Annotated in this window: 23 protein-coding genes, 4 tRNA genes and 1 pseudogene; 11 read left to right on the top strand and 17 right to left on the bottom strand. The window is 29.7% G+C overall.

The genetic code is table 11. The features are described 5' to 3' along the window. Nucleotides 1-44 precede the first annotated feature (44 nt). From tuf to FMM56_RS02015, 5 genes are all read right to left on the bottom strand, one after another. The gene (gene tuf, locus FMM56_RS02035; RefSeq protein ID WP_150139731.1) at nucleotides 45-1,244 is read right to left on the bottom strand and encodes an elongation factor Tu; all 1,200 of its coding nucleotides are present in this window, start codon (nucleotides 1,242-1,244) and stop codon (nucleotides 45-47) included. Between the two features lie 63 nt (nucleotides 1,245-1,307). Continuing rightward, nucleotides 1,308-1,382: transfer RNA gene (locus FMM56_RS02030), tRNA-Thr, on the bottom strand. A 100-nt stretch (nucleotides 1,383-1,482) separates the two neighbouring features. Further along, nucleotides 1,483-1,559: transfer RNA gene (locus FMM56_RS02025), tRNA-Gly, on the bottom strand. Nucleotides 1,560-1,571: 12 nt separating this feature from the next. Beyond that, nucleotides 1,572-1,657 (bottom strand) — tRNA-Tyr (locus tag FMM56_RS02020). Nucleotides 1,658-1,738: 81 nt separating this feature from the next. Further along, a tRNA-Thr gene (locus FMM56_RS02015) sits at nucleotides 1,739-1,814 on the bottom strand. A gap of 165 nt (nucleotides 1,815-1,979) precedes the next feature. On the opposite strand from FMM56_RS02015, the gene FMM56_RS02010 reads away from it, so the two are divergent. Further along, the gene (locus FMM56_RS02010) at nucleotides 1,980-2,264 is read left to right on the top strand and encodes a hypothetical protein (RefSeq protein WP_150139733.1); all 285 of its coding nucleotides are present in this window, start codon (nucleotides 1,980-1,982) and stop codon (nucleotides 2,262-2,264) included. A gap of 358 nt (nucleotides 2,265-2,622) precedes the next feature. On the opposite strand, the gene FMM56_RS02005 is transcribed toward FMM56_RS02010, so the two are convergent. The 6 genes from FMM56_RS02005 to hemB form a co-directional block, all read right to left on the bottom strand. Further along, nucleotides 2,623-4,788 (bottom strand): polyribonucleotide nucleotidyltransferase, encoded by a 2,166-nt coding sequence (locus FMM56_RS02005; protein ID WP_150150925.1) that lies wholly within the window; start codon nucleotides 4,786-4,788, stop codon nucleotides 2,623-2,625. 60 nt (nucleotides 4,789-4,848) lie between these two features. Continuing rightward, the gene (locus tag FMM56_RS08640; RefSeq protein WP_190319007.1) at nucleotides 4,849-6,921 is read right to left on the bottom strand and encodes an LPS-assembly protein LptD; all 2,073 of its coding nucleotides are present in this window, start codon (nucleotides 6,919-6,921) and stop codon (nucleotides 4,849-4,851) included. Continuing rightward, nucleotides 6,911-7,366, bottom strand: coding sequence for an RDD family protein (locus tag FMM56_RS01995; RefSeq protein WP_150139737.1), 456 nt, complete (start codon nucleotides 7,364-7,366; stop codon nucleotides 6,911-6,913). Before FMM56_RS01995 ends, FMM56_RS08640 begins: the two co-directional genes overlap by 11 nt. Beyond that, entirely contained in the window at nucleotides 7,363-8,613 is a 1,251-nt protein-coding gene (purD, locus tag FMM56_RS01990; protein WP_150207621.1) for a phosphoribosylamine--glycine ligase, read from the bottom strand. The genes FMM56_RS01995 and purD overlap by 4 nt, the downstream gene beginning before the upstream one ends. A gap of 360 nt (nucleotides 8,614-8,973) precedes the next feature. Further along, nucleotides 8,974-9,873 (bottom strand): ornithine carbamoyltransferase, encoded by a 900-nt coding sequence (gene argF, locus FMM56_RS01985; protein WP_150139740.1) that lies wholly within the window; start codon nucleotides 9,871-9,873, stop codon nucleotides 8,974-8,976. Nucleotides 9,874-9,881: 8 nt separating this feature from the next. Continuing rightward, nucleotides 9,882-10,865 (bottom strand): porphobilinogen synthase, encoded by a 984-nt coding sequence (gene hemB, locus FMM56_RS01980; RefSeq protein ID WP_150207619.1) that lies wholly within the window; start codon nucleotides 10,863-10,865, stop codon nucleotides 9,882-9,884. Nucleotides 10,866-11,000: 135 nt separating this feature from the next. Here hemB and ribA point away from each other — a divergent pair, with 135 nt between their 5' ends. The 7 genes and pseudogenes from ribA to FMM56_RS01935 all read left to right on the top strand — a co-directional run bounded on the left by ribA (nucleotide 11,001) and on the right by FMM56_RS01935 (nucleotide 15,783). Then, nucleotides 11,001-11,570, top strand: a complete 570-nt coding sequence (gene ribA / locus FMM56_RS01975) for a GTP cyclohydrolase II (protein WP_150139744.1) — start codon at nucleotides 11,001-11,003, stop codon at nucleotides 11,568-11,570. Beyond that, entirely contained in the window at nucleotides 11,560-12,123 is a 564-nt protein-coding gene (gene rsmG, locus FMM56_RS01970; RefSeq protein WP_223810139.1) for a 16S rRNA (guanine(527)-N(7))-methyltransferase RsmG, read from the top strand. Before ribA ends, rsmG begins: the two co-directional genes overlap by 11 nt. Before the next feature lie 144 nt (nucleotides 12,124-12,267). Continuing rightward, nucleotides 12,268-13,686, top strand: a complete 1,419-nt coding sequence (locus tag FMM56_RS01965) for a hypothetical protein (RefSeq protein ID WP_150139748.1) — start codon at nucleotides 12,268-12,270, stop codon at nucleotides 13,684-13,686. A gap of 309 nt (nucleotides 13,687-13,995) precedes the next feature. Beyond that, nucleotides 13,996-14,310, top strand: a complete 315-nt coding sequence (locus FMM56_RS01960) for a hypothetical protein (RefSeq protein WP_150139750.1) — start codon at nucleotides 13,996-13,998, stop codon at nucleotides 14,308-14,310. Next, nucleotides 14,273-15,118, top strand: a pseudogene (wecB, locus tag FMM56_RS01945) (non-hydrolyzing UDP-N-acetylglucosamine 2-epimerase). The gene FMM56_RS01960 and the pseudogene wecB overlap by 38 nt, the downstream one beginning before the upstream one ends. 127 nt (nucleotides 15,119-15,245) lie before the next feature. After that, a complete protein-coding gene (locus tag FMM56_RS09375; RefSeq protein WP_150139810.1) occupies nucleotides 15,246-15,377 on the top strand; it encodes a glycosyltransferase family 2 protein in 132 nt (43 codons plus the stop codon). A gap of 163 nt (nucleotides 15,378-15,540) precedes the next feature. Continuing rightward, a complete protein-coding gene (locus FMM56_RS01935; protein WP_150139757.1) occupies nucleotides 15,541-15,783 on the top strand; it encodes a hypothetical protein in 243 nt (80 codons plus the stop codon). Between the two features lie 337 nt (nucleotides 15,784-16,120). Here FMM56_RS01935 and gmhA read toward each other — a convergent pair whose 3' ends face one another. Genes gmhA through FMM56_RS01915 form a run of 4 tightly spaced genes read right to left on the bottom strand, consistent with a single transcriptional unit; the run spans nucleotide 16,121 to nucleotide 19,536 of the window. Then, nucleotides 16,121-16,684: a D-sedoheptulose 7-phosphate isomerase gene (gene gmhA / locus FMM56_RS01930; RefSeq protein WP_150139759.1), complete on the bottom strand. Its 564-nt coding sequence runs from the start codon at nucleotides 16,682-16,684 to the stop codon at nucleotides 16,121-16,123. Further along, nucleotides 16,681-18,066 (bottom strand): D-glycero-beta-D-manno-heptose-7-phosphate kinase, encoded by a 1,386-nt coding sequence (gene rfaE1, locus FMM56_RS01925; protein WP_150139761.1) that lies wholly within the window; start codon nucleotides 18,064-18,066, stop codon nucleotides 16,681-16,683. Before rfaE1 ends, gmhA begins: the two co-directional genes overlap by 4 nt. Beyond that, a complete protein-coding gene (gene rfaD / locus FMM56_RS01920; RefSeq protein ID WP_150139763.1) occupies nucleotides 18,059-19,012 on the bottom strand; it encodes an ADP-glyceromanno-heptose 6-epimerase in 954 nt (317 codons plus the stop codon). Before rfaD ends, rfaE1 begins: the two co-directional genes overlap by 8 nt. Further along, complete coding sequence (locus FMM56_RS01915; RefSeq protein WP_150139765.1) at nucleotides 19,009-19,536, bottom strand: D-glycero-alpha-D-manno-heptose-1,7-bisphosphate 7-phosphatase; 528 nt, start codon at nucleotides 19,534-19,536, stop codon at nucleotides 19,009-19,011. Before FMM56_RS01915 ends, rfaD begins: the two co-directional genes overlap by 4 nt. Before the next feature lie 116 nt (nucleotides 19,537-19,652). Here FMM56_RS01915 and FMM56_RS01910 point away from each other — a divergent pair, with 116 nt between their 5' ends. The 3 genes from FMM56_RS01910 (at nucleotide 19,653) to FMM56_RS01900 (ending at nucleotide 21,590) form a co-directional block, all read left to right on the top strand. Next, entirely contained in the window at nucleotides 19,653-19,952 is a 300-nt protein-coding gene (locus FMM56_RS01910) for a c-type cytochrome (protein WP_150207617.1), read from the top strand. Nucleotides 19,953-20,093: 141 nt separating this feature from the next. Next, nucleotides 20,094-20,393 carry a c-type cytochrome gene (locus FMM56_RS01905; RefSeq protein WP_150139769.1) on the top strand — a complete coding sequence of 100 codons (300 nt, stop codon included), beginning with the start codon at nucleotides 20,094-20,096 and terminating at the stop codon, nucleotides 20,391-20,393. A 150-nt stretch (nucleotides 20,394-20,543) separates the two neighbouring features. Further along, nucleotides 20,544-21,590: an FkbM family methyltransferase gene (locus tag FMM56_RS01900; protein WP_150207615.1), complete on the top strand. Its 1,047-nt coding sequence runs from the start codon at nucleotides 20,544-20,546 to the stop codon at nucleotides 21,588-21,590. Here the strand turns inward: FMM56_RS01900 and FMM56_RS01895 are convergent. Both FMM56_RS01895 and FMM56_RS01890 read right to left on the bottom strand, forming a co-directional pair. Beyond that, on the bottom strand, nucleotides 21,587-21,793 hold the full coding sequence (locus FMM56_RS01895; protein WP_150139773.1) for a cbb3-type cytochrome oxidase assembly protein: 207 nt from the start codon (nucleotides 21,791-21,793) through the stop codon (nucleotides 21,587-21,589). The two genes, FMM56_RS01900 and FMM56_RS01895, sit on opposite strands and share 4 nt — an antisense overlap. Beyond that, nucleotides 21,790-24,141 (bottom strand): heavy metal translocating P-type ATPase, encoded by a 2,352-nt coding sequence (locus FMM56_RS01890; RefSeq protein ID WP_150180497.1) that lies wholly within the window; start codon nucleotides 24,139-24,141, stop codon nucleotides 21,790-21,792. Before FMM56_RS01890 ends, FMM56_RS01895 begins: the two co-directional genes overlap by 4 nt. Between the last annotated feature and the right edge of the window lie 46 nt (nucleotides 24,142-24,187).

The raw sequence follows: 24,187 nt of genomic DNA, 5'->3' as shown, positions 1-24,187 counted from the left end.
TAAAATTTAAAAAAGCCAAGTTTAAAAACTTGGCTTAAAATTTTTTATTTATTAATCTTAGAAACAACACCAGAACCAACAGTCTTACCACCTTCACGGATAGCAAATCTTGTTCCTTCTTCAAGTGCAACAGGTGCAATAAGTGTAACGCTAATTCTAACATTTTCACCAGGCATAACCATTTCAACACCTTCAGCTAACTTAATAGAACCTGTAACATCAGTAGTTCTTACATAAAATTGAGGTCTGTAGTTGTTAAAGAATGGAGTATGACGACCACCTTCATCTTTATTTAAGATATAAACTTCAGCTTCAAATTCAGTATGTGGAGTTATTGATTTAGGTTTTGCAAGAACCATACCACGAATTACATCTTCTTTTTTAGTACCACGAAGCAAAACGCCCACATTGTCACCAGCTTGACCTTGGTCCATTTCTTTTCTAAACATTTCAACACCAGTAACTGTAGTAGTTTGAGTATCTTTAATACCTACTATTTCAATAGTATCACCGATTTTAACTACACCCTTTTCAATTCTACCTGTTACAACAGTACCACGACCAGAGATAGAGAAAACATCTTCAATAGGCATTAAGAAATCTTTTTCAATATCACGGGTTGGAGTTGGAATATAGCTATCAACAGCAGCCATTAAATCTAAAATTTTAGCTGACCATTCTCCATCTTGTCCAGCCTTTGCTTCTTCAAGTGCTTTTAACGCAGAACCAGCAATAATAGGAGTATCATCACCAGGGAAATCATAAGAACTTAATAATTCTCTAATTTCCATTTCTACTAATTCTAAAAGCTCAGCATCATCAACCATATCAGCCTTATTCATAAATACAACTATGTAAGGTACACCAACTTGACGAGAAAGTAAGATATGTTCTCTAGTTTGTGGCATAGGACCATCAGCAGCAGAAACAACAAGAATAGCCCCGTCCATTTGTGCAGCACCTGTAATCATGTTTTTAACATAGTCAGCATGTCCTGGACAATCAACATGTGCATAGTGACGATTATCTGTTTCGTATTCTATATGTGAAGTAGCGATAGTAATACCACGTTCTTTTTCTTCAGGAGCGTTATCGATATTATCATAATCTTTAAGCTCTGCTAAACCCTTTCTTGATAAAACAGCAGAAATAGCAGCTGTTAGTGTAGTCTTGCCATGGTCAACGTGACCTATGGTTCCTATATTTACATGTGGCTTGTTGCGCGAAAATTTCTCTTTAGCCATCTTATTCCTCCGTATAAAATAAATTTAAAGCAAAATAAGTCTATATTTATATTTTTCACAAAATGGAGCTCATAGCGGGAATTGAACCCGCGACCTCTCCCTTACCAAGGGAGTGCTCTACCTCTGAGCCATACGAGCGCTCAGAAAAATCATAAACAAACACAGACAACTCTAAAAACCAAAACGGGATAATTCTGTAAACTTTAATAAAAATACAGCTCCCAGCTTTTACTTCTTTTGGAGCGGGAAACGGGACTCGAACCCGCGACCCTCAGCTTGGAAGGCTGATGCTCTAGCCAACTGAGCTACTCCCGCAAGTAACTAAAATGGTGGTGAGTCGTGGATTCGAACCACGGAAGGCGAAAGCCAGCAGATTTACAGTCTGCCCTCGTTGGCCACTTGAGTAACTCACCGAAAAACAAAAAATATCATTTATAAACTTTATAAAACAACGATATTCTGGTCAAACACTGTTAAAAAATATGCAATTATAATGGAGCTGGTTAAGGGACTTGAACCCCCGGCCTGCTGCTTACAAGGCAGCTGCTCTACCAACTGAGCTAAACCAGCACATAAAAAACACGGATTATAGCTTAAAATTTCTTATTTGTCAAGCATAAAGCCTTATTTTTATTAAAATTTTTCTATTTTTTCCTTAATATTTTAGCTTTGAAATTTAAGCACTTTGAAACTTAAATTTTTATAGTATTTTAAAACACTTAAAAGGAATTTAAAATGAAGGGTCAAAATTTACTTTTTATGATTGTTGTTTTTTCTATGTCTTATAGTGTGGATAAATTAGATGATAAAATTATTAAAAATGATGTTTATTATTTGCAACACAAAGCCGAACTTAAGGCTAAATTTAAATGGTGTTTGCAAAAAATTGAAAAAACTGGTTTTTATACAAGATATGATGCAAGAAATGATTTTTTAGATCTTTTAGGTCATAAATATCTTAAATTAGCAAGAAATTTATATAAGGTTACCTTTGATGAAAAGGATAAGGCAAATATATAAATTGCGACACATTCTCGCATATTATGTTGGATATGACTAGGGGTTGGAGATAAAAATTTATTTTTTAAATAATATAAATCAATGCTTCATTAGATTTTAACATTAGATTTTAAATTTTTAAATTTATAATTATTCAATTTGCAAAATCAAGCTAAGTTTTATAATTTAGATTTTAAAGAATAACTATCTTTAAATATAGATTTTTAATTTTTTACAAATTTTTATCTCTCCAAATTTTTTTATTTGATGATAAATACCATACTTAGCAAGTGCATAATTTTTATTTAAACAATAGTTTTAGTATAAATTTCAAAAAAGCTTAAAATTTAAAGTATAAAACTTTAAATTTTAACTTTAATCAAAGCATTTCTATAGTAATTTTGCCATTTTTTATTTCAGTGATTTTTACCCTAAGACTTTCATTTTCGTGCACTTTTCTTTTAAGTTTAGAACTATGTATTAAGCCATCAACACCATTTTTTAAACTAACAAAAACACCAAATGGAGCTACTTTTTGAACTATCCCTTCAAATTCATCTCCTATATTAAAATTTGATAAATCCCTAGCCTTGTCAAATTTCTTACCCTTTGAAGTACTTGTTATACTTATTATATAATCCTTTGCTGCCTTAACTTGATTACTTTCATTACCTGCGATTTTTATCTCGCCTTTTTCTCTGTCTAAATCAACGCTAACCCCAAATTTTTCAATAATTTCCTTTATAGTTTTTCCAGCTTGACCTATAATATCTACTATTTTTGAAGGGTCTACGCTAAAAAGTTCAAGCTTTGGTAAAATTTCTTCATTGACTACAATTTCTTTATTTGCTTCTTCCATTATGCCTAAAATGTGAAGTCTTGCCTCTTTTGCTTGATAAAGGGCTTCTTTAAGTATGTTTTTATCAATGCCTCCAAGCTTTATATCCATTTGCAAGGCAGTTACTCCGTCTTTACTTCCTGCTACTTTAAAATCCATATCCCCGTCATGATCTTCTAATCCCATTATATCAGTTAATATAGCATACTTATCATCTTCTATAACCAAGCCCATGGCAACTCCAGCTATTAATTTAATGCTAGGTACTCCAGCTGCCCTAAGTGCTAGAGAGCCCCCACAAACACTAGCCATAGAACTAGAACCATTACTTTCTAAAATTTCACTTACTAGCCTTATAACATAAGGATAATTTTCATCCACGCTTGGATAAAGTGCCCTTTTTGCTAAATTTCCATGACCTAATTCTCTCCTACCAGGTGCCTTTATAGCACTTGCCTCGCCTACACTAAAACCAGGGAAATTATAATTTACCATAAAACGTTCGCTAATTGGATTTTTTTCTGTTAACAAATCACTCATTTGTGCGTCACTATCACCACCTAAAGTAGCAATAACAAGTGCTTGAGTTTGACCTCTTGTAAAAAGACAAGAACCATGTGCGTTGGGCAATATATTAGTTTCAATACTAATAGGTCTTACTTCATTTAACTTTCTACCATCAGCCCTTTTTCTTTCATTTAAAATTTGTTCTCTTACAAGTTTTTTCTTAAAATTTGCTAAAATTTTATGAACTAATTCTTCGCTATATTCTTTTTCTTTAATCTCATCTAAATTTAAGATATTTTGTGCGATTTTATTTAACTCACTAGCTCTTTCACTCTTTGCCATTTGATTAATAGCCCTTTTAAACTCCTCTTTAAAATTATTTTCAACAAAATTTGCAAGCTCATTATTTTCAAGTTCTACTTTATATTCAAGACTAGCTTCTTTTTTGTGCTTTGCAAATGCTTCTTCATAAGCATTAGAACCATTTAAAATAGCCCTTTGTGCTAAATCAAGTGCTTGTAAAATTTCATCTTCGCTTAATTCATTAAGATTTTGTTCGTATAAGCTTGTAACACCTAGTGCATCAGCAAATGGTGTTTCAATAAGCATATCACTTTCCTTTTGACTAGGTAAGCTTCTCATTTCTATCATTAAAAGCTCGTCCTTAACCCCTGCCACATATAAATCTACACTACTTTCTTTTAATAAAGAATTGCTAGGATTTAGCACAAACTCATTATTAATTCTAGCAATTCTAACCCCACAAACTGGTGCTTTTATAGGAATATCGCTTAAAAATAAGGCAACACTTGCAGCATTTAAACTCATAACTTGCAAATCAATCTCGCTATCAGTAGAAAGTACCATTACTACAATCTGCGTAGGATAAGCATAGCCTTTTGGAAAAAGAGGTCTTAAACTTCTGTCAATAATCCTAGCTGTTAAGGTTTCATTATCTCCTGGCTTAGTTTCTCTTTTTATATAACCACCTGGAATTTTACCGGCTGAGTAAGCTTTTTCAATGTATTGAACGGTTAGGGGTAAAAAATCTTCATCAACTTGCTTTTCTTCCCTTGCTACAGCTGCTAAAACTACACTTTTACCCATTCTCATTAAGACCGAACCAGCTGCTTGTTTTGCAACCTTATCTACATCAAAAATTTCTAAATTTTGATTGATTTGAATGCTGTATTGTGTCATTTCATCTCCTTTTGAATACAAATTTTTTAAATTTTTAAACAAATTTAACATTTAACTTTCCTAAATATCATTTTCTTCCTCGCTAGTATTAAAATTATATTTTATACCACCAAGTGGGTAAAAATTAAATATAAAATACACCCCACTTTGATTTTTAGCACTAATTCCTGCACTGGTTAATTGTGGGTCTATTCTTTCTCTATAAACTAAGGAATAATTCCAACATTTTCTTTGATAAGTATAACCTGCCTCCCACATATTAGCCTTAGACCTTTGTACATCCATCCAAATTCCACCAAATAAAATATAATTTTTATTAAGTTCTATATTGGTATTTGTACCTATAAAACTATATTTGCCATACTCATCATTTTGATAAGCATGAGAAAAATTTAAGTTATACACAGGGTTAAATTCTAGTTGAAACTGCGTTACAACATAGTCAAAATGATTCGTTTCATAAGAATATGTTACCTCACTATTAAAACGAAAATTATCATTATAATAATAAGTTAATAAATTTGTCAAATCCTCAAATTTATTAATGGTAGTTAGGTAATTTACATGCAAACGATGCTTTATCTTTTTTTCTCCAAAATCATTGTAAAAATATTGATTTACATAGCCTTGTACATAGTCTCTTTCATCTTCATTTACTAAATAATCAGCTGTAATTAAGCCAGAAGTATTACCACGCCAACGATACTTTGTACCAAAATTTATAGTATGAAAAAAGCTAGGATAAGCACTTAATAAGTCAGTATAAAAATCTAGTTCGTGTGTATTTCTATAAAAATGTTCGTGTTTTTTATCGGGGTCATAAGTATAATTTACAAAAGAAGCATATAATTCTTCTGTAAAATTTATATGCAAATAATTATTAAATAAGGCTTGATGATAAGAAATAGGCAAAATAAAATTGGTTTGATTAGCATAACTTCCTTCTCTTCTATAATAATTATGAAAAAAGGCATCAAAAGAAAATAAAAATTTATTATTTATCCATTCATTATTAAATAAATCATCTATTAAGGTATTTGAAAAATGGTGATACTGCAAGGATGGATATTCTTGCATAGTGTATTTATTTGTCGTTGTTGAAGTATCTATATAATACCTCGCATAAAGGGCTAAAAAATCATTTTCATTTGCTAAAAAATAATTAAATTTTGAAGTTACCAAAGAGGTTAAATCCCTATAATCTCTATTTCCAAGCGTTAAATAATCAATATCGTTTAAATAAATTCCATCAAACCAAAGCCCTTCTTGAAAATTATCCCCCAAAAAATACTTAAAAACATTATCTCTTAGATATCTTAACTCTATACCAGAATGGGTTTGATATTTTAAATTTTCATCCTTAAAATAATCATTAAATTCCCTAAAAAGTCCTGCGTTAAACTCACCCATTCCATGCAAAGAATCAACAAAACGAAGGGTAGAATAAACCCCATACCCTCTATTTGTTCGAATTTGAGGGTCAAGTTCAAGGTCCCAGCTATCATACTCGGCTATATAAATAGGCTGTTCGTAATGAAAACCCTCATCAGTATTTAAAGAAAATTTTGGCACTAAAAGCCCACTTTGCCTATTAGTATCAGCACTAAATCCAAAATAAGGCAAATATAAAATAGGCACATCTTTAACATAAAGCCTAGCATTATATAAATGCACAAAATTACTTTCTCTATTTAAATATCCATCGCTAAATCTAAATTCCCAGTCAGGATTTTCTACATTACAGCTTGAAACAGAAGAAATTCTACTTTCAAATTTATCATTTGTTAAAGCACTTTCCTTGCTCTTAAACCATACTTCCATTTTATTATTTGCAAAGAAAAAATCCTCAAAATTTGCCTCATTTGTATCAAGCTTTAATTTAGCATATTTAGAATGAGAGCGTTCATTTTGTCCTCTTAAAATATTTACATCGCCAAATAATTCTACCTCGCTAGTTTTTTCATTATAAATTGCCTTTTTTGCAGTGATAAAATAAAAATCAGAAAAAATTACAACATCATCTTGTACTATTAAAAGCTCTCCTTCTTTAACAGCACTTAAGGCATAAATATCAACTTGTGCAGCTTCTAAAAAAACAAAGCTAGAGAAAAAAAAACAAATTTTACGCCACATCGATAACTATCGTTTTTGCTAAATAATCTTGCCAGGTTTTAAATAAATTGTTACTAAGTGCCCAGGCAAAACCTAACATAAAAAACATATCGCTAATTTGCCTAATGATTGCCCTTATTGCACTTTGAATTAAATTTGGTTTATCTAGTATTCTTTCATCAATAATCATAATCTTACAAACCATTTTTCCAAGGGTAGCCCCATATAAAAAGGTAAAAAAAGTTTGATAAAAAAAATTAAGCAAATAAACAGATAAGACAAATTGAGGGGTTACTGATAAAAATTGCACGGGGTCATCAGGAATTTGATAAAAATCACCCATAAAAACTAGTGCACATAAAATACCTACAATAAAACTATCTATAATATAAGCAATCACTCGTTTAGGAAAACTAGCAATTTTTAACTCTTCTCTTTCTAATTTATCATATAAATCTTCTCTCATTTAATAACCTGAAATCCTATATCTTTTCTAAATTGCTTACCCTTAAAATTCACATTATCGCATAATTTATAAGCTTTGTTGCGTGCATTTTTTATATTTTTACCCATACCCACACACACTAAAACCCTGCCACCATCAGCTACTAATTTATTATCTTCTAAACTAACACCAGCATAAGAGATATGAGTATTTGAAGGAATTTTTTTAATCTTTATCTTAGTCTTTGGCGAAGCCTTATAAGGATAATTTTTACTAGCACAAACAACACCAACAGCAAATTCCTTTTTAATCTTTGCTTGGGTATATTTTAATCTTTTATCAATACTAGCCATTATTAATTCTAATGGATTTTCAATCAAAGGCATTAAAACCTCGCATTCAGGGTCGCCAAAACGAACATTAAATTCCAGAACATAAGGCTTATTTTTAACAACCATAATCCCTACAAAAAGCACCCCACAAAACTCGCTACCTTCTTCTTTCATGCCGTGCAAGGTAGGAATAATAATATCTTTTTTAATCTTTCTAATCAAACTTTCATTTGCTAAAGAACTTGGGGCATAAGCACCCATTCCACCAGTATTTGGCCCCTTATCATTATCAAGTAATTTTTTATGGTCTTGTGCTACTGGTAAAAGCACAAAATCACTACCATCACAAATTGCAAAAACGCTTAATTCAAAGCCATCTAAGTATTCTTCAATAACTACAATTTTACCAGCATCGCCAAAGCTTTCACCACTTAGCATTTTTTCAGTAGTTTCAATGGCTTTTTTATGGCTTTTTTCGATAATCACGCCCTTACCTGCACAAAGTCCATTAGCCTTTATTACTATTGGAGGAGTTAAAGAATTTATAAATTGTTTCGCCTTTTCTAAATCATTTGTATTAAGAAATTTAGCCGTTTTAATATGATATTTTTTTAAAAAACTTTTCATAAAGCTTTTAGAACTTTCAAGCATGGCAGCGGCTTTTGAGGGACCAAAAATTTTAAGATTAAATTGTTCAAAAATATCAACTACGCCTCGTGCTAAAAAGTCCTCACTGCCTACTATACAAAGGTCATAGCCCTTTTCTTTTGCATAGGTGGCTAAAACAAAGGGGTCTTTTATGTTTAAATTTGTGCCAAGAACACTTGTAGCACCATTGCCAGGGGCAAAACAAAATTCTATATCTTCTTGAACGCGTTTTAATGCTAGGGCTATGGAATACTCTCTTGCACCACTGCCTAAAATCATAACTTTCATAATCTCTCCTCATAAAACCCAAACAGCCGCTGAAAAAAGATTGACCCCAAAAGTCAAAGGAAAACCGCTAGGCAATTTTTAAGGGCTGCAGCTTCTCGCCTTTTAAAGCTCAAGCGAAGTCACAGACACGGTAAACCGCACAATCGCAGTAAATAAAAATGTGTTGGATCACTTTATAGACGCGCACTGTTCAGGCAATGGAAATTATAACGATTTTTAGCTTAATTTAAACACTATCAAGGGCAAATTTTTAATAATTTTGCTCATTTTTTAAAAATTTTATACCCTTAATAATAATTTTAAATGTGAGAATTTTAAGTAAAAATAACTATAAAATTTTGTATCAAAGGATACAAAATTTTATCTTTGCTTATCTAAAAAACAAAGTAAGGATTGAACTACATAAAGTCGGTTAACAGCCTCGTCAAATATTTCTTTATTATGTTCTTCAAAAATCTCTTCACTTACCTCAAAACCCCTATAAGCTGGTAAGCAGTGCAAAAATAAGGCCTTATTATTTGCTAAATTCATAGCATCTTTATCTACGCAAAAACCTTCAAATTCTTTTAATTTTTGTTCTTTTTGTCCTTCTTCACCCATAGAAACCCAGGTATCAGTTATAATTACATCTTTTCCTTTTATAGCCTCATTTTTATCATTACTTATTTGAATTTTAGCCCCACTTTTTTTAGCCATATTTTTAGCAAATTCTAAAATTTCATCATTTATTTTATAATTAACAGGACTTGCAATGCTTATTTCAATGCCTAAGATTGATGCAGCTATTAGCCAAGAATTGCACATATTATTTGTATCACCTATAAAGGCTACTCGACCTGATTTTTTATATTCTTTCATGGTTAATAAATCACCTAGTACTTGAGTTGGATGATACAAATCGCTAAGTCCGTTAATCACAGGGGCTTTAGAAAAACTAGCAAATTCAAGTAAGGTAGAATGAGAATTTACTCTAAGCATTACAAAATCAGTCATAGAACCAATAACTCTAGCTGTATCTTTTATGGGTTCGCCCCTGCTTAATTGAATATCCTTTGAACTTAAAAACAAGGCCTTTCCACCAAGTTTACTAATGCCAAGTTCAAAGGCTATTCTAGTACGGGTTGAATTTTTTTCAAAAATCATAGCTAAATTTTTATTTTTTAAATGCTTTTTTGGGTGTTTTTTAAGCTTTGATGCCTTATTTACAAGGGCTATAATCTCATCTTGATTATAATCTCTTAAAGTTAGAAAATGTCTCATTTTTATCCTTATAAAGTGTTTTTAAGAAGTCTTGCTACTTCTTTTGCATGATAAGTAATTATTAATTTTGCACCAGCCCTTTTAAAGCTAAGTAAAATTTCAAACATGACCTTTTCATAATCAATAACTCCAAGCTTTTGCCCTGCTTTTAAAAGTGCGTATTCTCCACTTACATTATAAACACAAATTGGTAATTTTGAATGCTTAGCTAAATCTTTTACAATGTCTAAATAGGCAAGGGCTGGTTTTACCATTAAAATATCAGCCCCCTGCTTTTCATCTTCAAGGCTTTCAAGCAAAGCCTCTTTGCCATTTGCACTATCCATTTGATAGCTTTTTCTATCTTCATACGCAGGAGTTGAATCAGCCACATCTCTAAAAGGGCCATAAAAACTAGACGCAAATTTCGTAGAATACGCCATTAAAGGTAAATTTTCATAACCCTTTTTATCAAGCCCCTTTCTTAGATATTCAATTATCCCATCCATCATTCCACTAGGTGCTATCATATCAGCCCCTGCATTTGCGTGAACTAAGGCTTGTTTAAGTGAAATTTTTAAGGTAGCATCATTATCAACGCTTTTATTTTTTAAATCTATAATCCCACAATGCCCATGGTCTGTATATTCACAAAAACATAAATCAGTAATAACAAATAAGCTTGGAAAATTTTGCTTAATAGCAATTATACTTCTAGCAATTAGCGAATTTTCATCAAGGGCCTCGCTTCCACAACTATCTTTTAAACTGCTATCAATCACCCCAAATAACATAATAGCCTTAATATTTAAATCAACAAGTTCTTTACATTCTCTTAAAATTTCATCTATACTCATTTGAAAGACACCAGGCATTGAGCTAATCTCGCGTTTAATATTTGTCCCATCTACTACAAAAAGTGGATAAATCAAATCTTCAACCTGCAACGAATTTTCGCGTACCATAGCCCTTAAATTTTCATTTATTCTAAGTCTTCTGAATCGTTTAAACATTGTTAATCCTTTGTTTTAAAAAATAGGAAAAATTTTAGCATAAAAATTTATTAAAAAAACTTAACTCGTTTAAAATTGTGTACTTATTTTTGCTAAAATTGCAAGATTATTTTTAAAAACAAGGAAAAGTAGTATATGGATATAAAAATTTCAGAGGTAGCAAAATTGCCTACTAGTTTTGGAGAGTTTAAAATTCAAGCCTTTAAGGAAAAGGAAAAGGAACATTTATGTATTTTTAAAGGAGAAATTAAGGATATTTTAAATTTAAGAATTCACTCAGAATGCCTGACTGGCGATACTTTGAATAGTTTAAAATGCGATTGTGGAGAACAGCTTAAATTTGCATTAAAATATATTGAAGAATATGGAGGAATGGTTATTTATCTAAGGCAAGAAGGACGCAATATAGGACTTTTCAATAAGGTAAATGCTTATGCCCTACAAGATAAGGGTTGTAATACCATAGAGGCAAATTTAAAGCTAGGATTTAAGGCAGACGAAAGGACTTACGAGGCAGTTGAGTTTATTTTAAATCATTATCAAATTTCAAAGATAAATTTATTAACTAATAATCCTTTAAAAATTCAAAGTTTCAAAGGCATAGAAGTAGTACAAAGAGTGCCTGTTTTGACTAAACCTACGGAATTTAACGAGGATTATTTAAAGATAAAAAAAGAACAAATGGGACATTTGCTTGGAAAGTGAATTTAGCGAATTTAGCTTTTTAGACGATAATTTTTTTCAAAAAATTAAGCTTTACAAAGATTTACTTAATGAATTTAACGCTGTGCATAATCTAACAAATTTTAAGGATATTAATAAAGAAGTTAAAGATAGTATTAGAGTGCTTAAATTTAAGGATTTAAACTGGGCTAAAAATATCATAGATATAGGAAGTGGTGCGGGTTTTCCTGCTGTTTTTTTAGCCTTAATCTTAAAGGCTAATTTTTATCTTTTTGAACCAAATGCAAAAAAAGTGTCCTTTTTGTACAATATAAAAATAAAATGTGATATTAAAAATATACATATTATAAAAGAAAAAATTCAAGATTATAAAGCCCCATTTATAGCCGATATTATCACTTCTAGGGCCTTGATGAGTGTTGACAATTTAATTAAAATTTCTAAGAATTTTTTTAATGAAAAATCACTTTTTGTGCTATATAAGGGTAGCAATTTAGAAAAAGAATTAAGTAATTTTAAAGAATATGAAATCATTGAAAATGGTTTAAGAAAATATTGCTTTTTACAAATTTAAGCACCTTATAAATACCTAAATTTAGGCATTTAAACCAAAAAAGTAAATTTTTGATAATTTTTTTTTAAATATTATTAAAATTTTATGCAAATAAGGTTAAAATAGCAAAGTTAGTGATAAAGCAAAAGGTTTGAAGGACGCAAAATGCATGGTAAGATAGCCATTTATATGGATTCTACAGGACGTGGAACGGTTGTAAATTCAGCGAAGATGTTTTTTGAGTTTAACCGCCAAACTTGGAGCGATAAAAGAAGTATGCCAAGTGCTGGAATGTTTGTTGAATTTCGCCCTGATGGCAAGAATATCACAGGCATTCGCCCTTCTAAATTTCAAGACTTTAAAGAAGGTGAGTTTATAGTAGAAAATGATTTTTGGCGTACTGATAGTGATGATGAGCTTGAAGACTTGCAAAGTTCAAGAAGAAGTGCTTATATAACCGAACTTTACCGAAAAACTGACTTTGATACGGTGGAAAAAATCCCCCTTTCTTTTACCATTCCTCAAGCCATTCAAAAGTATTTTGCAAATGAAATTTTATCCGTTGAAGCCCTTAAAGTAAATGTCCAAGATGAAAAAGAAATTCCTTGTATTTTGGATTATTTAATCTTAAAAAGATTTGTAAATAAGGCACTTGATACACTTATTTTTATGGATAATTCAACTGACCAAACCCAGTTTAACTCCCTAAAAAGCATAGTTATGCATCTTGAAAATTCATATAATGATATGCGTGATAAGGGTAAAATTTTTAATATAACAAAGATTTTTAACGATACTTTTTTATCCTTACAATGCCATTATCAAGCTTTGGTTGCTACCATTGATACTAGGCAAAATCGCCTAACTTCACTTGAAAACCAAATTCGCACCATTCAACTTGAAATGAATTTAAGCAGGAGTAGAAACCCAGACCCTGAAAGAATGAAAGCTAGAGAAGAAAGGCTTGAGAAATTTCAAAAAGAGGCAAATTATTATAAGACTACTTTAAAAAGATTAGAGGCCATTAAGGATGATTTTTATAAGAAAAATTTTACTATCTTTGAAAATGCTTTCCGTTTATCAAGGGAAAAACTTTTTTCTAAGATAGTAACTGGCTTAAATTTGTGTGCTACTATTATAGATGTAAAAATTTGGCATATATCACTTAAATCAACAGGGGTAAAAAATTCATATTTTACAAGAAGTAATATAGAAAATTCCTTTTGTTCTTTGTCCTTTGCTGAACATTATTTAAGCAGACTTAATAAAACTGCCTTAAATCCCTTTGACCAAAAATTGTTAGTTTATATAGAAAAAATCACCAAAGAACAAAGAAAAAATTTCTTAGTGGTTACTTCTGATTTAGAGCTTTTATGTCGCATAAAATGTGAAATTTTTGCTATAAATCCTTATTATTTAGTAAAATATGCTCCAAAAAAGGTAAATTATCAATCCTTAATGCGTAGTAATATCTTTGATATTGTGTATATAGATGAAAAGCATGTTTGGGAAAGTGTGGCTGATATTATCTTGCAAGGAAAGCAATTTGACAGAAGTGGAAAGACTAAATTTAAGTTAATTTAAAAATAAGCCAAGAATAAATTAAACTTAGAAATAAATTTTACAAAGTACAAAGTCAAAATAAAACTATAAAAGGCTTTTATTTTTTCTTGTTAAAAAAATATTTTCACAATAGCTTAAAAAACTACTCTCACTAGCCTTAAAAACTGGTTTTTAACAAAATTCTTTTAGGCTTTTTTTATCTGTATTTTTAACTATGCTAGTTATTAAAACAACTAGATATTTTATATAATTTTCACCTGCGTTAAAAAAAATGTTTATTTTTTTTTGTGATACTATTACATTATTTTTTTAATATTACAAGGATTATTAATGAAAAATATTTTAATTCTTTTTGAAATTATTAAATTAGCACCTTTAATTTTAAAATTTCAAAAACATAAAGAATTTAGGCTTTTAATAGCAAATAGCGAACAACAAAAAAAATTATCTAATCAAAGTTTAAAATTTTTTAGTATAAAGGCTGATATTAACCTAGATATTATGACAGATAATCAACAATTATGTGATTTACAAGCCAATCTTTTAACTAAATTAAATAAAATTTTTAAAACACAAAATAGATGCCACTATAGTACAAGGCAATACTATGAGTGCTTTTTGTGGGGCTTTGGCAAGTTTTTATAATAAAGTTCCTATTTTTCATGTAGAAGCTGGATTAAGGTCTTATGATATTTGAACCATTCCCAAAAGAAGCTATAAGGGTTATGATTTCTAAAATTGCAAATTTGCATTTTGCCCCTACAAAAATAGTAGCAAATGCCTTAAAAAAGAAGGTGTAAATGATTCTTTAATACACATAACAGGCAATACTTCAATAGATGCTTTATTTGCTATTAAGTTAAATGAAAATGAATTGTTAAATGATATTTCAAAACTTAGCGATAAATTTAATAAAAATAATTTTAAAAGCAAATCAGTTTTAATTACCATACACAGAAGAGAAAATCATGAGAAAAGACTGCAATATATTTTAAAGGCTATAATTAAACTAGCTAAAATTTTTAAAACACACCAATTTATAATACCCCTACACCAAAATCCAAATGTAAAAAAAGTACTTATTGAAACACTTGATAAATTTTCAAATATTGTTTTAATCCCTGCTTTAAATTATCCAAATTTAGTTTATGTTATGAAATATGCAAAGCTTATTATAACTGATAATGGAGACATACAAGAAGAAGGCACAAGCTTTAAAGTGCCTATTTTGGTAGCTAGGTACACAACTGAAAGAATGGAAGGGATTAAAATGAAATGTGCAAAATTAGTAGGGGCTGATGAAAAAAATATATTTAAAGAAGCTAGTAAAATTTTAAAACAAAATAAAAAAGCTACTCGCGTTAGCGTAAAAAATCCCTATGAAGACGGCAAGGCAAGTAAAAAGATAATAAAATATATAAGGGAGTTTTTTAAAAATGAAAGATTTAATTAATGTAGTTTTACCAACATATAATAGCAAAAATATATAAGAAGTGCTATTGATAGTATTTTAAATAAAAGTTATAATAATTTTAAACTCACATAATTGTAAATGATTGTTCTACTGATAACACACAGAAATTATACAAGAATATGCAAACAAGGATAAAAGAATTCATATAATCAATAATGAAATTAATCAAAAATTACCGAAGTCTTTAAATATAGGTTTTGAATATGCCTTAAATAATAATGGGATGGGGGGTATTTAACTTGGACTAGTGACGATAATATATTTAGGGAAAATGCGTTTGAAAGAATGATTAATTTTTAAATGAGAATAAACATATTGATTTAGTATATTGTGACCATACAATAAGATTAATACACAAAGATATTATTGTAAAGGAATTTGAAGTAGCTGTATGTGACACAATGGTAGATTTTATAGAAAAATCTCGTATGACTTATTTTTTATATAGAAGTGAAGCTACAAAGCAAGTAGGAAAATACAATGAAAATTTATTTTTAGCCGAAGATTATGAATATTTTTTACGATTTGCTTTGTATAATGAAAATTTAGGATTTTTACACGAAAATTTATATATCTATAAAAGACATGATAATAATTTATCTAATACAAAAAAAGACAAGCCAGAAAGGCAAGTTGGAGAGTAAAAAATAACATATTTCCCTTATATTTTAAAAAATATCCAAATTTATATGAAAAATTAAACATAAAAACAAAATTAATACTTTGAATTAAATTTATTATTTGAAAAAGCAAAAAAAGTGTGCCTACAATACAACTTTATAGAATGCTTAAAAAGCTTATATATGGTCAAAGCAAGAAAGATATATTAAATGTATGTGTAAATTAAATTTTTTCTTAACACTTAGGACTTTGTTTTCTAAAAAAATTGGAAAAATCGTATAGATTAAATTTTTAGTAGTTTTTACTTTTCATTTTATAATTTTAAGCTTTTAAGCTTTTTATTTTAATAATAATGCCTTTTTAATCAAAGGCATTGTCAATTATTTGACATAAAGAGTGTATTATTAAAATATGCATTTCTTGAATTCTAGCTGTATCATCGCTAGAGACTACTAAATTTATATCGCATTTTTCATTCATAAACCCTCCACCTTTACCACTAAGACCAAGGCATAAAAGCCCTATTTTCTTTGCCTCATCAAGTGCATTTAAGACATTTGGGCTTTTCCCACTTGTTGAGATTCCTATTAAAACATCGCCCTTTTTTGCCAGTGCTAAAACCTGTCTTGAAAATACAAACTCATAGCCATAATCATTGCCTATAGCAGTAAGGGCTGAAGTATCCGTGCTTAAAGAGATTGCACTTAGTGCCATTCTTTCTTTTTTATAGCGTCCACTTAATTCTGCTGCAAAGTGCTGGGCATCGGCTGCACTTCCTCCATTTCCACAAATTAAAATCTTACCACCCATTTTTAAGGTCTCTACTAAAAGCCCACCAGCCCTTGAAATTTCGCCACTTAAAAGCTTAGTATTATTTAAAGTTTCAAGGTGTTTTTCAAATTCATTTTCTACTATTTTTATCATTTTATACCCCTTATTTTTTCTATGATTTTACTAGTACTAAATCCTTCTTCAAAATCCATTAACTCAACCCTTTCAACCAAATCAGTCCCAACTACTTCCTTATTTTTATAATCACTCCCCTTAACTAAAATATCAGGTCTTAAAGCCTTGATAAGTTCATAAGGCGTATCTTCATCAAAGATAACTACAAAGTCTACAAAGGATAAACAAGCCAATAAACAAGCCCTTTCAAATTCTGAATTTATAGGTCTTTCTTCGCCTTTTAATCTTTTGATACTTGAGTCTGAATTTAAGCCTACTATAAGCATAGAACCTAATTTTTTAGCCTTTTGCAAATATTTTATATGTCCAAAATGCAAAATATCAAAACAACCATTTGTAAAAACTACCTTTTTATGATTATTTTTTAAAATTTTTATAAGCTCATCTTTGCTTTTAATCTTACTTTCAAAGCCATCTTTATCGTGATTTTGCATATCTTCAAAGCTAACGCTAACACTTCCTATTTTACTAACCACAACAGCTGCTGCTTTGTTTGCTACTTCACAAGCTGTTATTATAGGAACATCTAAGGCTAGGCAAAAGGCTAAAACTGCTATTACGCTATCACCTGCCCCTGTTACATCAAAAACCTCTCTTGCCTTAGCTGGTACTATGCTTAAATGCTCATCATAAACGGCAATCCCTGCTTCTGAAAGCGTTATTATGGCGTATTTTAGATTAAATTCATCCTTTAATCTTATAAGTGCAAATTCAAGATTTCTATCATCTAAATTTTCCATTTTCAAAGCTTGTAAGGCTTCTTTTTTATTAGGCGTTAAAAGCGTAGCTCCTTTATATTTTGTATAATCACTGCCCTTTGGATCTATTAAAACAGGAATTTTTAAAGCCCTTGCCTTTTCAATCACAAAGGCACAAAATTCACGCGTTAAAACGCCCTTTGCATAATCGCTTAAAATGATAGCATCAAAATCACTTGCTATTTTATCAAATTCAAGCATTAATTCATCTATTACCAAAATATCATCACAATCTTCTTCATCAAGCCTTAAAACTTGTTGATTATGTGCTACAATTCGGTTTTTAAGGGGGGTCTTTCTTCCCTTTTGAGTTATAAATTTTGCCTTTAAATTTGCCTTTAAAAAATCCCCGCTCTCATCATCTCCAACCACGCCAAGCCCAAAAACATCAGCCCCAAGTGCCTTTAAATTTGCATAAACATTAGCCGCCCCACCTGGTCTTTTATCTTCATTTAAAGATTTTGCCACTATAACAGGTGCTTCAGGGCTAATCCTAGAACACTCACACCATATATAATTATCCACCATAAAATCGCCCATTACTAAAATTTTAGGGCTTTTTGAGGCTAAAAGTTTAAGCATTTTTTAGTTCCTCTTCATATATTCTTTTAATCTCATCTAAATAATCTTTAATTCCTTCTTCTAAGCTAAATTCACTCTCATAAGCAAAACTTTTATCAAGCTGGGCCTGGGTGTGAAATTGATAAGCGTTAATATATGGATTTTTAATATATTCACAAGTTAAATTTGTATTTAATTCTTTTTGTAAAATGTCTAGTACGTCTTGAAAACTTCTTGCCTTACCACTTCCTACATTATAAACCCCACACTCTGCTTCAAGTGCCTTTAAATTTGCACTCACAACATCTTTAATATAAACAAAATCTCTAAAAATTTTATCACTTCCTTTAAAAAGCTTAGGATTATCGCCCTTTAAAAGTTGTAAGCCAAGTTGCAAAATCATAGACGCAGTTTTTCCTTTAAAATACTCACCATTCCCATAAACATTAAAATAGCGAAGTCCTACTATATGGGCTTTTTTGTAATATTTTTTAGCCATATTATCCATCATTAATTTTGAAAAAGCATAGGGATTTTTAGGATTTTCTTTTCCTACTTGTTGAGGGCTTGGCAAATTTCCATAAACAGAGGCTGAGCTTGCATAGATTAATTTTGCATTAAGCTTTATGCTAAGTTTTATAAATTCTTCAAAGCTATTTAAATTCGTGCTTAAAACTTGATTTTGATTGTAAGCAGTTGTATCTGAAATAGCAGCTTGATGAAAGATAATATTGGGCTTAAAATCACTTATTTTTTTAAATGTTTCTTTGTCATTTATATCGCCTATAAAAAGTCTCCCCTTATAATTTAGCAAATTTTTAAAATGCCCTAAACATTCTAAATTTCCATTGTCTAAATAGCTTTGCCCTCTCATTTTATCTATAACTAAAATTTCATGTTTTTCTTGCAAACAAAGGGCTAAATTTGAACCTATAAACCCTGCCCCACCTGTGATTACTATCTTCATACTAAACCTTTCTTAAAATAATCTAAACACTCATTTAAATTTTTAAAAATCTTAAAATAATCAAATTTTTCTTTAAAATTCTCATTTATAAGAAATAAATTTTTAATCCCTGCCCTTTGCCCTGCTTGCATATCGCTTAACTTATCGCCTAATAAAAAAGAAGTGCTCACATTTATGTTAAAATCTTTAAGTGCTTGTTTAATCATACCAGGGGCAGGTTTTCTACACTCACAATTTTCACTTTCTAAGTGAGGACAATGATAAAATTTACTAATCTTAATGCCTTTTTTTTCAAATTCTAAACGCATAAATTCATGTAAAATAACTAAATCTTTTTCACTATAATACTTTCTATTTATGCCTGATTGATTCGTAACTACTATTATAATATAATTTTGTAACTTAAAATACTTGCAAAGTTCAAAAATTCCTTGACAAAATTGCACTTCTTCAATTTTATATAAATAATGCTTGTCAACATTGATAATGCCGTCTCTATCTAAAAATAAAGCCTTGTCTTTCATAAGATATATTATAATATAAGTTTATAAAATTTAAGCATTTTTCATTAAATAATAAAGAAAGATTAAGAATAATTAATTACAATTTTTTAGAATTAAATTCTCAAAAGGAGTATAAAATGAAAAAATTGATAGTTATGTCAATGGCAGCATGTATTGGGATATCAGCTTTTGCGGCGGATGGGGCTACACTTTATAAAAAATGTGCAGTTTGTCACGGACCTAAAGCTGATAAGGTATATTTAAAAAAGGTTCCAGCTCTTAAAGATTCAACAGCTGAACAAAGACTTGGATATATGAAAGAATACGCAGCAGGTACTAGAAATGCCTATGGTCAAGGTAAAATTATGACTCAAAATATTAAAGGTTTAACAGAAGAAGATTTTGAGGCTATTGAAGCATATATTGATAGCTTATAGTTTTATAAAGTTGCTTTAATAATATTTTATACTTTTAAAACATATTTTAAATTCAAAAATTAATATATTTTTTTATAATTAATAAAAATTATTTAAGAATAACTAATTATAATAACTTGATTTTATCAAAAGGAGTATAAAATGAAAAAATTGCTAGTTATGTCAATGGCAGCATGTATTGGGATATCAGCTTTTGCAGCGGATGGGGCTACACTTTATAAAAAATGTGCAGTTTGTCACGGACCTAAAGCTGATAAGGTTTATCTTGGAAAGGTTCCAGCCCTTAAAACATTATCACAAGATGAAAGACTTAAATATATGAGTGAGTATAAGGCTGGTACTAGAAATGCCTATGGTCAAGGCAATATCATGAAAATCAATGTTAAGGACTTAACAGAAGAAGATTTTAAAGCAATTGATGCTTATATTGATAGCTTATAAAAATTTCCCCTTTTTTAAAGGGGATTCTAAACTACTTTGAATTTATTTTTCACACTAAATTTTTAAAGAACTTTCTTAAATTTCGCCTTTTTAAGCTTATTTTTATGGGGGGGGGTATCATACCTTTTTAAGATTTTAAAAAGGAAAAAAATGCAAGATGATTTTTATGAATTAAGCTTTGAAAATAGTATAAAATATAAAATGTATCTACCCTTTAAAGATAGCGATTATATACAAAAAACGATTTTTCACACTAAAGCCCCTTATGAAATAGAAATGCTAAAAGATATGATAACTCGTATAAAACCAAATTCAAATATCTTAGATATAGGAATGAATATAGCAAATCATAGCTTATTTTTAGCAGCTCATAATTTTAAAATTTTTGCCTTTGAGGCGAATAAAAAAATGATTGACATAGCTAGAAAAAGTATAGAAATAAATGGCTTTGAAGATAGAATTTTTATCTATGAAATGGGGGTGAGCGACAAGGAAGAAAGGGCGTACTATAAAAAAGAAAATCCATATAATTTTGGTGGAATGTCCTTAACCTTGCTTAATGAAGAAGAAACAAAGGATGATTACATACAATGTAAAAGCATAGATAGCCTAAATATACAAGATGAAATTTCTTTGATAAAGCTTGATATTGAAGGTATGGAAGATAAAGCTTTAAGGGGTTTAAAAGCATTGATTTTAAAAAATCGCCCCTTGATATATGTGGAGGCAAATTATGTTGGTGATTTGATAAAGGTTGATAGAATTTTATCAAGTTTTAATTATATTCATATGGATATTTTTGGAAGTTCTCCTACACATTTATATTATCCCATAGAAAAACTCTCTCAAAATGAGTTATTTAAAAATATATCCTATAAACAAGCTTTAACAAGGCTTGATTATACACATTATAAACAAAATAATTTTATACATAATAACTTGCAAAATATTTTAAATTTAGATAGAAAACTAGAAAAAGAAATCTTAGATATAAAAAAAGAATTTTTAAAGTTATTAAACAAAGACAAAGAAATAAAAGAACTTAAAAATACTATTGCAAGACATAAAAAAATGCTTTGTTTTCGCTGGGGCAAGTCGCTTTTAAGTGCTATTAAGAATCCTTTTAAATTTATTATTTTGCCTTTTATTTTAATCAATGATTATAAGAAATTTAAAAGAGATTTAAAAAAAGATTAATCCCTTTTTTTCCTTTTTAATGCCTCTTCTTTGCGTTTTTGCAAGTTATAAGCATCATTAAGGGCTTCTACACTATCATCAAGGGTTGTAAATTTATAATCATCATCAAACTGCTTTCCACGAATTCCCCATAATAAAGCCGTTAAAATAATGAAAAAACCCACTATTGACACGGCTATCATCATCATAATTACACCATTCATTCTTTTATCCTTAAAGCGTTTAAAACCACTATTATACTACTAAAGGACATAGATAAGGCAGCAATTAGTGGATTAATAAGACCTAAAAAGGCAAGTGGTATGGTCAAGATATTATAAAATATGGAAAATATCAAATTTTGCTTAATGATTTTAAAGGTATTTTTAGATAATTTTAAGGCAGTTTTTAAGGAATTTAAATCATTTTTTAAAAGTAAAATATCACTTCCTTCAATGGCTAAATCACTTCCTTGACTTAATGTTATAGAAACTGCTGCAAAATTTAGTGCTAAGGCGTCATTTACCCCATCTCCCACAAATAAAATTTTATGATTTTTACTTTCTTTTTCTAGCTCATTAAGCTTAGTTTGAGGCAGACAATTAGCCTTAAATTTAGCAATATTCAAAGCCTTTGCCACCTTTGAAACTGCTTTTTCATTATCTCCACTTAAAATCATAGTCTTAATTTTTTCTTCTCTTAAATACTTACTTAATTCTATCGCACCACTTCTTAACTCATTTTCAAATTCAAAAAAAGCCTTAACTTCGCCATTTATCGCTAAGATAAAATGCGAATTTTCAAAGTCCTTTATATGTATATTATTTTCCTTTAAAAACAATGAATTTCCACCTATAAACTCATTTTGCCCTAATCTTGCCTTTAAACCCTTAGCTTGTATATTAAAAAGTTTTTTAAAATTTAAATTTTCACCCATCTCTCCCCTATCTTTTAAAAATCTTGCAATACTTGCAGAAATAGGATGAGAAGAGAGTTTTACAAAATTATAAAGTTCATTTAAATTTAAGCCTTTGTCTATAAAAAAATTGCAAATTTTAAGCTCACTTTTGGTTAAAACCCCTGTTTTGTCAAAAACTGCCATATTGCATTTGCTTAATTTTTCAATAACTTCTGGGCTTTTAAATAAGATATGCTTTTTTAAGGCCTTGCCAAGTGCTACTAAATTACTCACAGGCGTTGCAAGGGCTAAGGCACAAGGACAAGCAATTATCAAAACAGAAATGGCATTGACAAGCGAAATTTCCACGCTTTTATTATTTATAAAATACCAAAAACAAAAGCATAAAAAGGCTATACTTAAAATCGAGCGTGAAAAATAAGCACTTATCTTTGATACAAGGCTTTGAATATGCGTTTTTTTAGAACTTGAAAATTCTAATAATTTTATGATTTGGCTAAGTTTAGAATCTTCATATTTTTTTAAGGCCTCATATTCCACGCTTCCATCAATGACGATACAAGCTGAATTTATTAAATTCCCACTTTGTACCAAAAGGGGTTCGTTTTCTCCATTTAAAGAACTAGTATCAATACTAGCTTGACCACTTAAAACCTTGCCATCTATTAAAATTTTATCCCCACTTCTAAGTAAAATTCTATCCTTAATAGCTACTTCTTTAACAGGTTTTAAAACAAAATCACGTCCATTATAAACTAAAATTTCATTTTGTAAAAAGTCATTTAAGCCATCAACTGCATCAAAGGCCCTTTTTTTGCTAAATACTTCTAAATATTTTCCTATAAAAACAAAGCAAATTATCATAGCCACAGAGTCAAAATACACCTCGCCAACCCTTGTAAACATAGCAACTAAAGAATAAACATAAGCAAGACTTGCCCCACTAATTACTAGGGTATCCATATTTAAGCTTTTATTTTTAAGGGCTTTTAGGGCACTTTTATAAAAATTTGACCCCGTATAAAAAAGAACGGGGGTAGCCAAAATAAATTCAGCAAAATTTAAAATATCCTTAATCTCATCATCCATTCCACTAAAAAAACCTGCATATTTTGCAACAGCTATCCACATTACATTCATAACGCAAGCTATGCCGACCACTAATTTTGCATAAAATTCGCGTTTTAAAATAGTAGCCTTATTATCAACTTTTAACGGGTCATACGCACTAGCCTTATAACCTATGCTTTCAATTAAGCTTAAAATTTTAACTAAGCTTATTAAACTTTCATCAAAAACAATCCTTGCTTTATGCGTTAAATTATTAATATCTAGTTCTAAAATTCCATCTTGTTTTATAAGAATTTTTTCATTTAACCACACACAGGCCGCACATTCAATGCCATGTATCATTAAATAAATTTCACTAAAACCATCCTTAGTTTTTCGTATAAAATCATCATAATTTTTTATATTAGTACTTAAATTTACGGGATTTAAGGTAATGCTTCCTAATTTTTCATAAAATTCATCAAGTTTATTTTCATATAAAAGCTCATAAACCTTCTCACAACCCGTGCAACAAAAGTATTTATCATTAGCCCTTATCATTTGACTTTCATTAAAATCTAATCTACAATGCGTACATTTCATATTTTCACTTTAAAATTTTTTCCTAATTATAATTAAAATTTGACAA

The organism is Campylobacter sp. LR264d (assembly GCF_008633895.1).
Classification (GTDB): Bacteria; Campylobacterota; Campylobacteria; order Campylobacterales; family Campylobacteraceae; genus Campylobacter_D.
The sequence above is the reverse complement of the archived record's forward strand: the minus strand, read 5'-3'. Positions and strand labels throughout refer to the sequence as shown.

Bases quoted from the DNA above. Each gene is read 5' to 3' on its own strand.
- tuf (WP_150139731.1), bottom strand. From the start codon at position 1,244: ATGGCTAAAGAGAAATTTTCGCGCAACAAGCCACATGTAAATATAGGA.
- FMM56_RS02010 (WP_150139733.1), top strand. From the start codon at position 1,980: ATGAAGGGTCAAAATTTACTTTTTATGATTGTTGTTTTTTCTATGTCT.
- FMM56_RS02005 (WP_150150925.1), bottom strand. From the start codon at position 4,788: ATGACACAATACAGCATTCAAATCAATCAAAATTTAGAAATTTTTGAT.
- FMM56_RS08640 (WP_190319007.1), bottom strand. From the start codon at position 6,921: ATGTGGCGTAAAATTTGTTTTTTTTTCTCTAGCTTTGTTTTTTTAGAA.
- FMM56_RS01995 (WP_150139737.1), bottom strand. From the start codon at position 7,366: ATGAGAGAAGATTTATATGATAAATTAGAAAGAGAAGAGTTAAAAATT.
- purD (WP_150207621.1), bottom strand. From the start codon at position 8,613: ATGAAAGTTATGATTTTAGGCAGTGGTGCAAGAGAGTATTCCATAGCC.
- argF (WP_150139740.1), bottom strand. From the start codon at position 9,873: ATGAGACATTTTCTAACTTTAAGAGATTATAATCAAGATGAGATTATA.
- hemB (WP_150207619.1), bottom strand. From the start codon at position 10,865: ATGTTTAAACGATTCAGAAGACTTAGAATAAATGAAAATTTAAGGGCT.
- ribA (WP_150139744.1), top strand. From the start codon at position 11,001: ATGGATATAAAAATTTCAGAGGTAGCAAAATTGCCTACTAGTTTTGGA.
- FMM56_RS01965 (WP_150139748.1), top strand. From the start codon at position 12,268: ATGCATGGTAAGATAGCCATTTATATGGATTCTACAGGACGTGGAACG.
- FMM56_RS01960 (WP_150139750.1), top strand. From the start codon at position 13,996: ATGAAAAATATTTTAATTCTTTTTGAAATTATTAAATTAGCACCTTTA.
- FMM56_RS01935 (WP_150139757.1), top strand. From the start codon at position 15,541: ATGGTAGATTTTATAGAAAAATCTCGTATGACTTATTTTTTATATAGA.
- gmhA (WP_150139759.1), bottom strand. From the start codon at position 16,684: ATGATAAAAATAGTAGAAAATGAATTTGAAAAACACCTTGAAACTTTA.
- rfaE1 (WP_150139761.1), bottom strand. From the start codon at position 18,066: ATGCTTAAACTTTTAGCCTCAAAAAGCCCTAAAATTTTAGTAATGGGC.
- rfaD (WP_150139763.1), bottom strand. From the start codon at position 19,012: ATGAAGATAGTAATCACAGGTGGGGCAGGGTTTATAGGTTCAAATTTA.
- FMM56_RS01915 (WP_150139765.1), bottom strand. From the start codon at position 19,536: ATGAAAGACAAGGCTTTATTTTTAGATAGAGACGGCATTATCAATGTT.
- FMM56_RS01910 (WP_150207617.1), top strand. From the start codon at position 19,653: ATGAAAAAATTGATAGTTATGTCAATGGCAGCATGTATTGGGATATCA.
- FMM56_RS01905 (WP_150139769.1), top strand. From the start codon at position 20,094: ATGAAAAAATTGCTAGTTATGTCAATGGCAGCATGTATTGGGATATCA.
- FMM56_RS01900 (WP_150207615.1), top strand. From the start codon at position 20,544: ATGCAAGATGATTTTTATGAATTAAGCTTTGAAAATAGTATAAAATAT.
- FMM56_RS01895 (WP_150139773.1), bottom strand. From the start codon at position 21,793: ATGAATGGTGTAATTATGATGATGATAGCCGTGTCAATAGTGGGTTTT.
- FMM56_RS01890 (WP_150180497.1), bottom strand. From the start codon at position 24,141: ATGAAATGTACGCATTGTAGATTAGATTTTAATGAAAGTCAAATGATA.